This window comes from Streptomyces lusitanus (assembly GCF_042647945.1).
GTDB classification, from domain to species: domain Bacteria; phylum Actinomycetota; class Actinomycetes; order Streptomycetales; family Streptomycetaceae; genus Streptomyces; species Streptomyces pseudogriseolus.
This window is the reverse complement of sequence record NZ_JBHRWL010000018.1, coordinates 218,864-233,293: the sequence shown is the minus strand read 5'-3', so window position 1 is coordinate 233,293 and position 14,430 is coordinate 218,864. Positions and strand designations below refer to the sequence as shown.

11 protein-coding genes are annotated in these 14,430 nt (G+C 73.3%); 4 read left to right on the top strand and 7 right to left on the bottom strand.

The genetic code is table 11. The annotated features are described in order from the left end of the window. The first annotated feature begins 171 nt into the window (after nt 1-171). Nucleotides 172-1,086 (top strand): RNA polymerase sigma factor SigF, encoded by a 915-nt coding sequence (locus ACFOSY_RS25220; RefSeq protein WP_394310912.1) that lies wholly within the window; start codon nt 172-174, stop codon nt 1,084-1,086. Nucleotides 1,087-1,174: 88 nt separating this feature from the next. Here the strand turns inward: ACFOSY_RS25220 and hutI are convergent, their stop codons facing one another. The 4 genes from hutI to hutU form a co-directional block, all read right to left on the bottom strand. Next, complete coding sequence (gene hutI, locus ACFOSY_RS25215; protein WP_394310810.1) at nt 1,175-2,347, bottom strand: imidazolonepropionase; 1,173 nt, start codon at nt 2,345-2,347, stop codon at nt 1,175-1,177. Between the two features lie 32 nt (nt 2,348-2,379). Beyond that, nucleotides 2,380-3,723, bottom strand: a complete 1,344-nt coding sequence (locus ACFOSY_RS25210) for a formimidoylglutamate deiminase (protein WP_394310808.1) — start codon at nt 3,721-3,723, stop codon at nt 2,380-2,382. Further along, nucleotides 3,720-4,922, bottom strand: coding sequence for an allantoate amidohydrolase (locus ACFOSY_RS25205; RefSeq protein WP_394310806.1), 1,203 nt, complete (start codon nt 4,920-4,922; stop codon nt 3,720-3,722). The genes ACFOSY_RS25210 and ACFOSY_RS25205 overlap by 4 nt, the downstream gene beginning before the upstream one ends. Nucleotides 4,923-5,038: 116 nt before the next feature. After that, nucleotides 5,039-6,703 carry a urocanate hydratase gene (hutU, locus tag ACFOSY_RS25200; RefSeq protein ID WP_394310804.1) on the bottom strand — a complete coding sequence of 555 codons (1,665 nt, stop codon included), beginning with the start codon at nt 6,701-6,703 and terminating at the stop codon, nt 5,039-5,041. A 133-nt stretch (nt 6,704-6,836) separates the two neighbouring features. Between hutU and ACFOSY_RS25195 the strand changes: the two genes are divergently transcribed. Next, entirely contained in the window at nt 6,837-8,234 is a 1,398-nt protein-coding gene (locus tag ACFOSY_RS25195) for a diaminopimelate decarboxylase (protein ID WP_394310802.1), read from the top strand. A gap of 312 nt (nt 8,235-8,546) precedes the next feature. Here the strand turns inward: ACFOSY_RS25195 and ACFOSY_RS25190 are convergent, their stop codons facing one another. Both ACFOSY_RS25190 and ACFOSY_RS25185 read right to left on the bottom strand, forming a co-directional pair. Beyond that, nucleotides 8,547-9,128 carry a hypothetical protein gene (locus ACFOSY_RS25190; RefSeq protein WP_394310800.1) on the bottom strand — a complete coding sequence of 194 codons (582 nt, stop codon included), beginning with the start codon at nt 9,126-9,128 and terminating at the stop codon, nt 8,547-8,549. 167 nt (nt 9,129-9,295) lie between these two features. Next, nucleotides 9,296-10,138 carry a MurR/RpiR family transcriptional regulator gene (locus tag ACFOSY_RS25185; protein WP_394310798.1) on the bottom strand — a complete coding sequence of 281 codons (843 nt, stop codon included), beginning with the start codon at nt 10,136-10,138 and terminating at the stop codon, nt 9,296-9,298. A gap of 251 nt (nt 10,139-10,389) precedes the next feature. Between ACFOSY_RS25185 and ACFOSY_RS25180 the strand changes: the two genes are divergently transcribed. Together ACFOSY_RS25180 and ACFOSY_RS25175 are read left to right on the top strand one after the other, a co-directional pair. Next, the gene (locus ACFOSY_RS25180) at nt 10,390-12,102 is read left to right on the top strand and encodes an LCP family protein (RefSeq protein ID WP_394310796.1); all 1,713 of its coding nucleotides are present in this window, start codon (nt 10,390-10,392) and stop codon (nt 12,100-12,102) included. Between the two features lie 114 nt (nt 12,103-12,216). Then, the gene (locus ACFOSY_RS25175) at nt 12,217-12,642 is read left to right on the top strand and encodes a hypothetical protein (protein ID WP_394310911.1); all 426 of its coding nucleotides are present in this window, start codon (nt 12,217-12,219) and stop codon (nt 12,640-12,642) included. Nucleotides 12,643-13,030: 388 nt separating this feature from the next. Here ACFOSY_RS25175 and ACFOSY_RS25170 read toward each other — a convergent pair whose 3' ends face one another. Next, nucleotides 13,031-14,419, bottom strand: a complete 1,389-nt coding sequence (locus tag ACFOSY_RS25170) for a cystathionine beta-synthase (RefSeq protein WP_394310794.1) — start codon at nt 14,417-14,419, stop codon at nt 13,031-13,033. Nucleotides 14,420-14,430 lie beyond the last annotated feature (11 nt).

The following is a 14,430-nucleotide window of genomic DNA, read 5'->3' as shown; positions in this document are numbered from 1 at the left end:
ACAATCACGCACAAACGGACATAACCGCACAGAACGCACTTGCGGCAGGCTCCGAGCAGCCGGTAGGGCTAGTAAAGACACGTAACCGACACGGCCGGCTTTGGAGGCGCCGCACACCGCAGTGCACGTATCGGCTTCGGCAGCCATATGCCGAGAACGATGGAGGACATCATGTCACCCCGGCTCGACGCATCGCCTACCCATGAAGCGACGTCGACACCCCCTCCGGAACATCTGGATCCCATCGAGCAGGACGGCCTCGGAGCCGTCCCGGACGGTCTACTCGCCGGACTCCCGGAGATCCCCCCGTACGACGAGGTGGGTCCGGTCGACGCCCGGGCCCTGTCCAAGACCCTGTTCGAGCGCCTGGAGTCGCTCGACGAAGGCAGTCACGAGTACTCGTACGTACGCAACACGCTCGTCGAACTGAACCTCGCCCTGGTCAAGTTCGCCGCCTCCCGGTTCCGCTCGCGCAGCGAGCCCATGGAGGACATCATCCAGGTCGGCACCATCGGCCTGATCAAGGCGATCGACCGCTTCGAACACACGCGGGGTGTGGAGTTCCCCACCTTCGCGATGCCGACCATCATCGGCGAGATCAAGCGATTCTTCCGCGACACCTCGTGGTCCGTGCGCGTACCGCGCCGCCTCCAGGAACTGCGGCTGGACCTGGCCAAGGCCGGTGACGAACTGGCCCAGCAGCTCGACCGCGCGCCGACGGTGGCCGAGCTGGCGGACCGGCTGGGCATCACCGCCGACGAGGTCGTCGAGGGCATGGCCGCGTCCAACGCCTACACCGCCTCCTCCCTGGACGCCCAGCCCGAGGAGGACGACGCCGAGGGCGCGCTGGCCGACCGGATCGGCTACGAGGACAACGGGATCGAGGGCATCGAGTACATCGAGTCGTTGAAGCCGCTGATCGCCGAACTGCCGTCGCGGGACCGCAAAATCCTCTCGCTCCGGTTCGTCGCCGGCATGACCCAGTCGGAGATCGGCGAGGAGCTCGGCATCTCCCAGATGCACGTCTCCCGTCTGCTGTCCCGGACGCTGGTGAAGCTGCGCAAGGGCCTCACGGTCGAGGAGTGATCCCCGCCGCGTGACGTCCGTCCTCCAGGGGGCGGCCCGGACCTCCGGGCCGCCCTTCAGGGGTTTCGGGGGCCTTGGCGGCGGCCTCTCAGACCTCCCGTACGCCCCTGCGCCACACGCCCGTGACCAGCGGGACGCCCGGCCGGTAGGCCAGGTGGACATGGCTGGGGGCGTCGAGCAGCACCAGGTCCGCGTACGCGCCCGGGACGAGCCGGCCGACGTCGGTGCGCCGCAGCGCGGCGGCGCCGCCCGCCGTGGCCGCCCAGACGGCCTCGTCGGGCGTCATCCCCATGTCCCGCACGGCGAGGGCGACGCAGAACGGCACCGACGAGGTGTAGGACGAACCGGGGTTGCAGTCGGTGGACAGCGCCACGGTCACCCCCGCGTCCAGCAGCCGCCGCGCGTCCGGCCAGGCGGCCCGGGTGGAGAACTCCGCGCCGGGCAGCAGCGTGGCGACGGTCGCGGAGTTCGCCAGCGCGTCCACGTCGGCGTCGGTGAGATGGGTGCAGTGGTCGGCGCTGGCCGCGTCCAGCTCGACGGCCAGCCGCACACCGGGCCCGTACGAGAGCTGGTTGGCGTGGATCCGCGGGTGCAGGCCCTTCGCCCTGCCCGCGGTGAGGATCGCGCGGGCCTGGTCGCCGTCGAAGGCGCCCTTCTCGCAGAACACGTCGATCCAACGGGCGTGCGGCGCGCAGGCGTCCAGCATCGCGCCGGTGACCAGGGCGACGTAGCCGGCCGGGTCGTCGGCGTACTCGGGGGCGACGACGTGCGCGCCGAGGTAGGTGACCTCGTCGGTGTGGCGGGCGGCCAGCCGCAGGGCGCGCTCCTCGTCCTCGACGGTCAGCCCGTAGCCGGACTTGGTCTCGAAGGTCGTGGTGCCCTGGCGCAGCGCCTCAGCGAGATGGCGGGTGAGGGTGGCCTCCAGCTCGGCCTCGCTCGCGGCGCGGGTCGCGGCGACGGTGGTGCGGATGCCGCCGGCGCTGTACGGGCGGCCGGACATGCGGGCGTTGAACTCCTCGGTGCGGTCGCCCGCGAACACCAGGTGGGAGTGGGAGTCGACGAAGCCCGGCAGGACCGCGCGGCCCGCGGCGTCGACCCGGTTGTCAGTGGCGGGTGCTTTGCTTGAGTCGCCGGTCCACACGACGCGGTCGCCCTCGATGACGACGGCCGCGTCCCGGACCAGGCCGAGGGGGTCCGAGTCGCGGAGGGAGGGGTCGTTGGTGACCAGCGTGGCGATGTTCGTGATGACGGTGGCGCTCATCGTGTCCTCATGGGTCGCGTGCTCATGGGTCGTCAGGCGCGCAAGTCCCGGATGGCCTGCGCGAGTGCTCCGGGCACGTCGGGGACCAGCGTGTGCGCCCCGTCGCGCACCACGTGCCGGCCTGCCACGACCGTGTGCCGCACATCGGCGGCCGTCGCGGCGAATACGGCCGTCTCGGCGCCCAGCCGGGGCAGCGGCCCCGCTGTCCTGACCGAGTCCAGCGCGACGGTGGTGAGGTCGGCGCGCGCCCCCGTCTCGATGACGCCGGTGTCGTCCCAGCCGAGCGCCGCGTGCCCGTCGACGGTGGCCGCGCGCAGCAGGGCCGCGGCCGTCCAGTGACCGCGGGTGCGGGTGCGCAGCCGCTCGTCCAGCTCCATCGCGCGCGCCTCCTCGAACAGGTCGATCACGGCGTGGCTGTCGGAGCCGAGGGAGAGCGGGGAGCCCTCGTTCTGGAGGGCCACGGCGGGGCCGATGCCGTCCGCGAGGTCCCGTTCGGTGGTGGGGCACATGCAGGTGCCGGTGCCGCTGCCGCCGATCAGGGCGATGTCCTCGGCGGTGAGGTGGGTGTTGTGCACGCCTGTGGTGCGCGGGCCGAGCACGCCGTGCAGGGCGAGCAGCTGGGCCGGGGTGCAGCCGTGCGCTTCCCGGCAGGCGTCGTTCTCGGCGGTCTGCTCCGACAGGTGCACGTGCAGCGGGGCCCGCCGCTCCTCCGCCCAGCGCGCCACCGTCGACAGCTGCTCCGCGGGCACGGCCCGTACGGAGTGCACGGCCGCGCCGATCCGCGCGTGGTCCCGGTCCTTGAGAAGTGAAGAGCGTGCGGCCCAGGCGTCCGCGTCGCCGTCGGAGAAGCGCAGCTGGTGGGCGGTGGGCGGCCGGCCGAAGCCGGAGGACAGGTAGGCGGTGTCGAGGAGGGTGATGCGGATGCCGGCCTCGGCGGCGGCCGCGAGCAGCGCCTCCCCCATGGCGTTGGGGTCGGCGTAGGGCGTGCCGCCGGGCGCGTGGTGCACGTAGTGGAACTCGCCGACGGCGGTGATTCCGGCCAGTGCCATCTCGGCGTACACGGCGCGGGCGAGGGCGTGGTAGCTGTCCGGGGTGAGCCGCTCGGCGGTGGCGTACATGACCTCGCGCCAGGTCCAGAAGGTGCCGGAGCCGACCTGGACGGTGGAGCGCAGGGCGCGGTGGAAGGCGTGGCTGTGGGCGTTGGCCAGTCCGGGGAGGGTCAGTCCGCGCAGGATCTCGGCGCCGGGCGGGGGCGCGGGGGTGCCGGTGCGGACGGCGGCGACGCGCCCGTCCGCGACGTCGACGGTGACGCCCGGCTCGACGTGGGTGCCGAGCCAGGCGTGCTCCAGCCAGTACGTCCGCGGGGTGGCGGTCACGGGGCGGCCAGTCCTTCCAGTACGTCGGCGAGGGCGAGGACCCCGGCCACGCAGTCGTCCTCGGCGGCGAACTCGGCCGGGGAGTGCGAGACGCCGGTGGGGTTGCGTACGAACAGCATGGCGGTCGGGACGCGTCCGGAGAGGATTCCGGCGTCGTGTCCGGCGCCGGTGCCGAGGACGGGCGGCTTCGTGCCGGCGTCCTCGCCCAGGATGCGGGCGAGCCGGTCGCGCAGGGCGTGGTCGAACTCGACGACGGGGGTGAACGACTCGCGTTCCACGTCCAGCTGGACGCCGTGGGCGGCGGCGTGGGCGCGGGCGGCCCGCTCCACCCCGCCGACCACCGCGTCCAGGCGCTCCTGGTCGGCGGCGCGGGAGTCGAGCCAGCCGCGCACCAGGGAGGGCACGGCGTTGACGCCGTTGGGCTCGACGGACATCTTGCCGAACGTGGCGACCGCGCCCGCCTGTTCGGCCTCCCGGCGGGCGGCGAGGACGGTCTCGGCGTACGGCAGCATCGGGTCGTGCCGGTCGGCGAGCCGGGTGGTGCCGGCGTGGTTGGCCTCGCCCCGGAAGTCGAACCGCCAGCGGCCGTGCGGCCAGATCGCGGACGCGACGCCGACCCGGTCGCCGGTGAGGTCCAGCGCCCGGCCCTGCTCGACGTGCAGTTCGACGAACGCGCCGATGCGGCCGAGGCGTACGGGGTCGGGGCCGATGGCGTCCGGGTCGTACCCGGCGGCCTCCATGGCCTGCGGGAGGGTGATGCCGTCGGCGTCGGTGAGCCGGTGGGCCTGGTCGACGGTGAGCGCGCCCGCGGTGAGCCGGGAGCCGACGCAGGCGAGCCCGAAGCGGGCGCCCTCCTCGTCGCCGAAATTGACGATGCCGAGCGGCTTGGCAGGGCGGACGCCCCGGCGGCGCAGTTCGTCGAGGGCGGCGAAGGCGGAGACGACGCCGAGGGGGCCGTCGAAGGCGCCGCCGTCGGGCACGGAGTCCAGGTGCGACCCGGTGACGACGGCGTCCCCGTCGGCGGGGTCGCCGAGCCAGGCCCACTGGTTGCCGTTGCGGTCCACCTCGTGGGTGAGGCCGCGGCGGCGGGCCTGCTCGCGGAACCAGTCCCGGCAGTCGGCGTCGGCGCCGGTCCAGGCGAACCGGCGGTAGCCGCCGGTGCCGGAGTTCCGTCCGACGGGCAGCAGTTGCCGCCACATCTCGTGGAACGAATCAGGCTGTGGGCAGTCGTTCCGTAGGGCGGAACGGGTGGGCACAGCCGAGCCCGCAGTCGGCGACGACCCGCCTGCCCCCACCGGAGAGTTCCCGTCCTGTTTCACGCGGAGTCACCCTCACGCATGGGCACCCGCACACCCTTCGCGTCCGCGACCGACTCCGCGATGTCGTACCCGGCGTCCACATGCCGGATGACGCCCATGCCCGGGTCGTTCGTCAGCACACGGCGGATCTTCTCGCCGGCCAGCGGGGTGCCGTCGGCCACGGTGACCTGACCGGCGTGCAGGGAGCGGCCCATGCCGACGCCGCCGCCGTGGTGGAGGGACACCCAGGAGGCGCCGGAGGCGACGTTCACCATGGCGTTGAGCAGCGGCCAGTCGGCGATGGCGTCGGACCCGTCGAGCATCGCCTCGGTCTCCCGGTAGGGGGAGGCGACGGAGCCGCAGTCGAGGTGGTCGCGGCCGATGACGACCGGCGCGGACAGCTCACCGCTCGCGACCATGTCGTTGAAGCGCTCGCCGGCCTTGTCGCGTTCGCCGTAGCCGAGCCAGCAGATGCGGGCGGGCAGGCCCTGGAAGTGGACGCGTTCGCCGGCCATCGTGATCCAGCGGGCCAGGGAATCGTTCTCCGGGAAGAGGTCGAGGATCGCCCGGTCGGTCCGCGCGATGTCGGCGGGGTCGCCGGAGAGGGCGGCCCAGCGGAAGGGGCCCTTGCCCTCGCAGAACAGCGGGCGGATGTAGGCGGGGACGAAGCCGGGGAAGGCGAACGCCCGCTCGTACCCGGCGAGCTGGGCCTCGCCGCGGATGGAGTTGCCGTAGTCGAAGACCTCGGCGCCCGCGTCCTGGAAGCCGACCATCGCCTCGACGTGCCGGGCCATGGACTCGCGGGCTCGCGTGGTGAAGCCGGCCGGGTCCTTGGCGGCCGCGTCGGCCATGTCCTCGAAGGCGGTGCCGAGGGGCAGGTAGGCGAGCGGGTCGTGGGCGGAGGTCTGGTCGGTGACGATGTCGATCGGGGCGCCCATGGCGAGGAGCTGCGGGACGGTCTCGGCCGCGTTGCCGAGGACGCCGACGGACAGCGGGCGGCGGGCGTCGCGGGCCTCGACGGCGAGCCGCAGCGCGTGGTCGAGGCTGTCGGCCTTCACGTCGAGGTAGCGGTGCTCGATGCGGCGGTCGATGGCGCGCGGGTCGCAGTCGACGCAGATCACCACGCCGTCGTTCATGGTGACGGCGAGCGGCTGGGCGCCGCCCATGCCGCCGAGTCCGGCGGTGAGGGTGATGGTGCCGGCGAGGGAGCCGCCGAAGCGCTTGGCGGCGACGGCGGCGAAGGTCTCGTAGGTGCCCTGGAGGATGCCCTGGGTGCCGATGTAGATCCAGGAGCCGGCGGTCATCTGCCCGTACATGGTCAGACCGAGGGCCTCCAGGCGGCGGAACTCCTCCCAGTTCGCCCAGTCGCCGACCAGGTTCGAGTTGGCGATGAGCACGCGCGGCGCCCATTCGTGGGTCTGCATCACGCCGACGGGGCGGCCGGACTGGACGAGCATCGTCTCGTCCTGCTTGAGCCCCTGGAGGGTGCGGACCATGGCGTCGAAGGAGCGCCAGTCGCGGGCCGCCTTGCCGGTGCCGCCGTAGACGACGAGCTTGTCGGGGTGCTCGGCGACCTCCGGGTCGAGGTTGTTCTGGAGCATCCGCAGGGCGGCCTCCTGCTGCCATCCGAGGGCGCTCAGCCGCGTGCCGCGCGGCGCTCGGACGGGACGGGGTCCGGACATGAGGTGCCTCCAGGGTGACGGCGTCGTCTGCGCGTGTCGGATAGCGGATATTCAAATCCTCGTGCTCTGAATAGGACTAGTCAATACAGGGGGTGCGTCGGCGCCGCCGTCCGGGGGATGTTTGGCTGGATGCATGCGCGCGAACGAGCAGACCGATGACAGGACGGGCGACGTGACGGCCGGGGACGACCCGCGGGCCGCGGTGCGGGCGGCCCGCCGGGACGCCGCGGTGCGGGCGGCCGTGGAGCGGGGCCTTCTCGACGACGCCATGCCCCTCGTGGCGCTGCTGGACGTCACCGGCATCCGCGAGTCGGCGGCCGACCTGCGGGCCGCCTTCCAGGCCGTGACCGCGCCCGGCACGCCGGTGCTGCACGCCTTCGCGGTGAAGGCGAGCCCGCTGGTGCCGGTGCTGCGGCTGCTGCGCGAGGAGGGCGTCGGCGCGGAGGTGGCGAGCCCGGGTGAGCTGGCGCTCGCGCGGGCGGCGGACGTGGAGCCGGGCCGCACCGTGCTGGACTCCCCCGCGAAGACGCTCGCCGAGCTGCGGGAGGCGCTGGAGCTGGGCATCGCCGTCAACGCGGACAACCCGCAGGAGCTGGCGCGCATCGACGCGCTGGTGGCCGGCACGGAGGTCCGCTCACCGCTGGGCATCCGGGTCAACCCGCAGGTCGGGGGCGGCTCCATCGAGGCGCTGTCGACCGCCACGGCCACCTCGAAGTTCGGGGTGGCGCTGCGCGACGAGGGCGCGCGGGAGTGGGTGGTGCGGGCGTACCTGGACCGGCCGTGGCTGACCCGGCTGCACGCCCACACCGGCTCGCAGGGCATCGCCCTGACGATGATGGCGCGCGGGGTCGCGGAGACGTACGAGCTGGCGGAGGAGATCAACCGGCGGGCCGGACGGCGCCAGGTCGACACGCTCGACATCGGCGGCGGACTGCCGGTGAACTTCGCCTCCGAGGAGAGCCGCCCCACCTACGCGCAGTACGCGCGGCTGCTGAAGGAGACGGTGCCGGGGCTGTTCGACGGGCGGTACGGGCTGGTCACCGAGTTCGGCCGGTCCCTGCTGGCCAAGCACGGCACGGTGGTCACGCGCGTGGAGTACGCCAAGAGCGCGGGCGGCCGGCCGGTCGCGGTGACCCACGCGGGCGTGCAGGTCGCGACGCGCACGGTGTACGCGCCGCAGTCGTGGCCGCTGCGGATCGCCGCGTACGACGCGAAGGGGCTGCCCAAACAGGGCCCGGCGGTCGTCCAGGACGTGGCGGGCCCGGCCTGCTTCGCCGGCGACCTGCTGGCGCAGGGGCAGGATCTGCCGCTGCTGGAACAGGGCGACCACGCGGCGGCGCTGGACACGGGCGCGTACTACTTCGCGCACCACTACGCCTACAACTCACTCCCCCGCCCGGCCGTCCTCGGCTACGCGCGGGACGCCTCCGGCGACATCACCTTCGCGACGATCCGCCCGGCCCAGCCGATCGAGGAGATCGTCACGGAATCGGGCGCGGCCCAGAGGGACGCCCTGACGGGGCTGGGGTGACGCGGGGTACGCCCACGTACCCCGGGCGCGGGGCCACCACGCACCGCTCGCGGGGCGGCGGTAGCGGGCTCGCCCACGGCGACTCCCGAGGGCGCCCCCGGGCGGCGGCCTGACCGGCACAGCGCACCGGCCGCCTCGACGCGAGGCGGCACCTGCGCGCGGGCGCGTGGCGCAGGCGCGCAGGTCGCACCGGCACGGTCGGGTAACGCCGACCTGCACCGCCGGTGAGGCGCACGCACGCGTGACGGGCCTGGTCGCCGGTGAGGTGCACGCGCGTCCGGTGCGCAACCCACCCCGCGCCCGGGGCGCCCGCTACGCCGCCGTGGCCAGTTTGCGGCGGGCGCCGCCCGGGGCCGCGTCGCCTGCGGCGATGCCTGTGGTGCGGTAGGCCTTGACGGTGCGGCCGGTGGGGCGGCCCGCGGCCTTGAGCCAGTCCACGCGGACCCACAGGAGCACGTCGTCGGCCCGTTCCAGGCGGCCGATCCACGCCGCCTTCAGCCACAGCCCCGCACCGCACCCGGCGAGCAGCAGTCCCGCCGCCGCGGGCGCCGCGAACGCCGAGCCCAGCGCGGCGAGGAAGGCGAGCAGCAGCCACCAGCGGTGCCCCCGGCGCCAGTTGCGCGCGGTGACCGCGCGGTCCTGGAGCACGTCGTTCCGGCCGGCCCGGGCCGCCGCACGGGCCAGGGCGCGGTACCGGCCCCGCCGCGTGAGCGCCACGAGGGCCGCGGCCACGAGGAACAGCGCGGCCCCGCCGAGCGCCCCGATCCGCAGCCCCGTCAGGCCCGGCACGAACGCCCCGGCGCCCGCGGCGACGACTCCCAGCCACCACAGTGGCGCGGCCCCGGCCCGTACGACGACGGCCACCCGGGCCAGCCCCTGTCCTCCGCGCGTCACGTCCAGCCTCCCGTCATCCGATTCCTGAGGAAGTCCATCTGTGGGAAGTCCCTTACCTGTGGAACGCCTTCAAGGGAAGTCCCCCGCGCCGGACGCTAGCGGGGCAAGGTGAGACGAGTCTGAGAAGACGCGAGGGGACGGCCCCCACGTCACTCGCATCGCTGCCGTCACTCCACGAACAGCCCGCGCGCCGCCGCCCGGGCGTCGAACTCCTCCAGCCGCGCCTGCGCGTCCGGCAGGTCGTCGCACATCGCCTCCAGCAGCACGCGCCCCAGCAGCATCGGCGCGCACGCGGTGTCGAACACCAGCGCGGTGCCGACGGCGGCCGGCAGCAGCAGGTCGGACACCTTGGCGACCGGCGCGAACGGCGAGTCGGCGACGGTGACGACGGTCAGCCCCGCCTCCTTGGCGTGGACGAGCGCGTCGAGGACCTCGCGGGGATGCCGCGGCAGCGCGAAGCACAGCAGCGCCGACGCCCCCGCCCGCACGGCCGCGTCGATCCGGTCGAGCAGCATCGTGCCGCCCTCGTTGAGCAGCCGTACGTCCGGGTGGACCTTGGCCGCGAAGTAGGCGAAGCCGTGCGCCTGGGCGGCGGCGGCCCGCAGGCCGAGCACGGGCAGCGGCCGGCTCTCCGCGAGGACCCGCCCCGCCCGGCGCACGGGCGCGGGGTCGGCCAGCACCTCCGCGAGATGCCGCAGGTTCTCGATCTCGGCCTCGACCGCCTGCTGGTACTCGTTGGCCGAGCCGCTCTCCGGGGCGGGTTCGGCCGGCGCGACCTCGCGCAGGTGCCGCCGCAGCGCCGGGTAGCCGTCGAAGCCGAGGGCGACCGCGAACCGGGTCACGGAGGGCTGGCTCACCCCGGCCAGCTCGGCCAGCTCCACGCTCGACAGGAACGGCACGTCGGCGGCGCGCCGCACCATGCTGTGGGCGATGCGCCGCTGGGTGGGCGTCAGCCGGTGCCCCTCGAAGAGCGCCTGGAGACGCGCCGCGGGGCTCTCGGTGCGGCTCATGACCTGACTCCCCCTCGGCCGTCCCCGGCCCATTCATCCGTCGTGACTTCTGCATGCCGTTATACAGGCGAACGTCCCGCCGCGTGGGGCGTGCGCCGCACCCGGTGGTTCCCGGACCCGTCCGGATCTCGACGATTTCGCCACGAGGTCCGCCCGGCCGGGAACGGCCGGATACCGTACGTCGTCGAACATGTAAGCAATTTCGGACTCAGGTGCCCCATGAGGCACAGGGCGCAGGACGGGGTGGGGGCGTGGACGCGCAGAGTCGTGGGCGGGCGGAAGGGGCCGATCCCGCCGACCAGTGGGTGCTCAATCCGCAGACCGGTGACTACGAGCTGAGGCTGGACGGCGCCCCCGCGCCCCCGCCTCCCCCGGTCCCCCGCCAGCGCACCCCGCAGGCGCCCGGCCCGCGTCCCGGCGGTCCGCGTTCCGGCGGCCCGCGCGACCGGGACGACGCGCAGGACGACGACGGCACCCCCGACGGCCCGCGCGACACGCACCGCCGCAGACGCGACCGCCCGAAGCGGTCCGGCAGGCGCAAGGCGCTGCTGTGGACCGGGGGCGTCATGGGCCTGGTGCTCATCGGCGGTTCGGCGTTCGCGTACTACTGGTACGACCGCCTGAACGGGAACATCGGCACCGTCGACATCGGTGACGTGGGCAGCGCCACGGTCCTCGGGGACGGCCCGGCCAACATCCTCGTCATCGGCAACGACGTCCGCACCGGCGAGGGCAACGAGGCGTACGGCGACCGGGACAACGTGACCGGGCACGCCGACACCACGCTCCTGTTCCACGTCGCCGGGGACCGGTCCAACGCGACGGTGGTGAGCATCCCCCGGGACCTGATGACCGAGATACCGGACTGCGAGACCCGGCAGTCCGACGGCTCGTCGAAGACGATCCCGGGCTCGGAGGGCACCACCCGGTTCAACGAGTCCTACGGCGTCGAGGGCCGCGACCCGGGCTGCACCATGCGGACGGTCGAGGAGCTGACCGGCCTGGACGTGGACCACTTCATGATGTTCGACTTCAACGCCGTCAAGACGCTGTCCACGGCGGTCGGCGGCGTCGAGGTGTGCCTGGAGAAGCCGCTGAAGGACACCGACGGCGGCACGAAGCTCGACCTCCCGGCCGGGAAGAGCACCATCCAGGGCGAGAAGGCGCTGTCGTTCCTGCGCAACCGGCACGGGCTGAAGAACGAGAGCGACCTGGACCGGATCGGGATGCAGCAGAAGTTCGTCGCGTCGATGCTGCGCCGGCTCAAGGAGGACACCCTGAGCAGCCCGTCGAAGATGCTGGACGTCGCCGACGCGGCCACCAAGTCCCTCACCGTGGACAAGGGCATCGGCAGCGCCCCCAAGCTGCTCACCCTCGCCCGGGAGCTCGGGAAGATCGACCTGAAGAACATCACGCTGATGACGCTCCCGGTGATCGACAACCCGGACGAGCCGACGCCGGTCACCGTCGTCCCGGACCCGGTGAAGGCGCCGCAGGTGTTCTCCATGCTCCAGGACGACGTGTCGTTCACCGAGGTGAAGAAGCAGCAGAAGAAGGCCAAGGACAAGCAGGCCGCGCTGCTGAAGGGGCCGCGGGCCGAGGCGTCCGCCGTGCAGGTCGACGTCCTCAACGGCGGGGGCCCGCAGGGCGCGGCCGGGGAGACCGTCGCCTGGCTGCAGAGCAGCGAGGGGGTGTCCCGGTCGGCGAACCAGGGGAACGCCCCCGCGAAGGTCGCCCGCACCCAGCTCGTCTACGCCCCGGACCAGGCCGACCAGGCGCGCAAGCTCGCCGACCTGATGGGTCTGCCCGCCGCCGCGCTGAAGCCGTCCGCGAAGGCCGGCGGCGACGGGCCGATGACGCTGACCCTCGGCCCCGACTTCAAGAAGGCCGGGGTGCCGGTCGCGACGCCGAAGAAGGTCGACGTCCCGCAGTCCCGGGCCGACGAGAAGATGTGCAAGGGCTGAGAGAGAAGGCGGAACCCGGGCCGGCGCGGACGGCGGCCGGCCCGAGGGCGGGAACGGGGGTTACCCCCAGTGCGGCCGGGCTCCCGCGTGCCTACCTTGTGAGGCATGACCGGAATGGACGCGCGGGACGCCGAGCTGAAGAAGGAACTCCTCGCCTCCCTGCAGGCCCGCAGGGAACTGGGCGAGGACTACGAGTCCGCCCTGGTCGACTCGTTCCTGGAGAAGGTCGACCAGCGCATCGACGGCGCCGTGGAGCGCCGGGTGCGCCGGCAGCTGGCCGAGCAGCGGCTCACGTCCGCCCGTGACGCGCGGGCGCCGAAGGTCACGGACTCCTGGGGCGAGCGGTTCGGCTTCGGGATCGTGTCGCTGGTGCTGGCGGTGCCGCTGTCCGCGATCGGCGGGGGCGTGGCCGACCTGCCGGGACTGCTGGTCGCCTGGGCGGGGATCGTCGGGGTGAACGTCGTCCAGGTCGTGCGCGGCAACCCGGGGCTGTTCCGGGGCCGTCGCACCGCACGGGACGACGACGCCTGGGAGGACTGAGCCGCACAGGGGCCGGGCCAGGTCCGGAAAGACAGGTCCGGGGAAGAAATGTGCGCGGGGACCGCCGCACCCCCGTTGCCGGGGGGCGGGACGACGGCGGTCCCCGCGAACACGCGCTCCGCCAGAGGCGTAGAGCGTCACACAGGCGTCCATGGAGGTCCGGGAGCCGCTCCGGAGGTCCTTCGACGCCGTGTGGCCGCCGGCCGGAACGGGGAGCCGCTCCCGTCCCGCCGACATCCACCACTGTGCCGTGGCTGTGTTAAGCGAGTGCTGCGCGGGCGTGACGTGCTCGTACCACTTCCGCGAAGGGCACGCGCCGCACGCGAAGGGCCCGGGCGCCGCACCCCCGCTCGGGGACCGACGGCCCGTCAGGTTCCGTCGGGCTCCGTCAGGCTCCGGCCTTGGCGAGGAAGGACAGCAGGTCCTGACGGCTGACCACGCCGGTCGGCTTGCCCTCGACCAGCACGATCGCCGCGTCCGCCTTGCCGAGCACGGCCATCAGGTCCGCGACCGGCTCACCGGAGCCGACCTGCGGCAGCGGCGCGCACATGTGCTTCTCCAGCGGGTCGTCGAGCGAGGCGCTCTTGCTGAACAGCGCGTCCAGCAGCTCGCGTTCCACCACCGAGCCGACGACCTCGGCGGCCATCACGTCCGGGTGGCCGGCGCCCGGCTTGACGACCGGCATCTGCGAGACGCCGTACTCGCGCAGCACCTCGATGGCCTGGCCGACGGTCTCGTCGGGGTGCATGTGGACGAGGGACGGGATGTGGCCGCCCTCCTTGTCGTCCAGGACGTCGGCGACGCGGGCGCTCGGGCCGCTGTCCTCGAGGAAGCCGTAGTCGGCCATCCACTCGTCGTTGAAGATCTTGCTGAGGTAGCCGCGTCCGCTGTCCGGCAGCAGGACGACGACCACGTCGTCCTCGCCCAGCCGGGAGGCCACCTCGAGCGCCGCCACGACCGCCATGCCGCAGGAGCCGCCGACCAGCAGGCCCTCCTCCTTGGCGAGCCGGCGGGTCATCTGGAAGGAGTCCTTGTCGGAGACGGCGACGATCTCGTCGGCGACGTCCCGGTCGTAGGCGGTCGGCCAGAAGTCCTCGCCGACGCCCTCCACCAGGTACGGGCGGCCGGAGCCGCCGGAGTACACCGAGCCCTCGGGGTCCGCGCCGATGACCTTGACGCGGCCGTCGCTGGCCTCCTTCAGGTAGCGGCCGGTGCCGGAGATGGTGCCGCCGGTGCCGACGCCGGCCACGAAGTGGGTGATCTTCCCCTCCGTCTGCTCCCACAGCTCGGGACCCGTGGAGTGGTAGTGGGAGAGCGGGTTGTTGGGGTTGGAGTACTGGTCCGGCTTCCACGCCCCGGGCGTCTCACGGACCAGCCGGTCGGAGACGTTGTAGTAGGAGTCGGGGTGCTCGGGGTCCACGGCGGTGGGGCAGACGACGACCTCGGCGCCGTACGCCCGCAGGACGTTGATCTTGTCCGTGGACACCTTGTCCGGGCAGACGAAGATGCACTTGTAGCCCTTCTGCTGGGCCACGATGGCGAGTCCGACGCCGGTGTTGCCACTGGTCGGCTCGACGATGGTGCCGCCCGGCTTCAGCTCCCCGCTCTTCTCGGCCGCCTCGATCATGCGCAGGGCGATGCGGTCCTTCACGGAGCCGCCCGGGTTGAAGTACTCCACCTTGGCCAGGACGGTGGCCCTGATGCCCTTGGTCACGCTGTTGAGCCGCACCAGCGGGGTGTTGCCGACGAGGCTGATCATCGAGTCGTGGAATTGCACCGTTGTCTCCG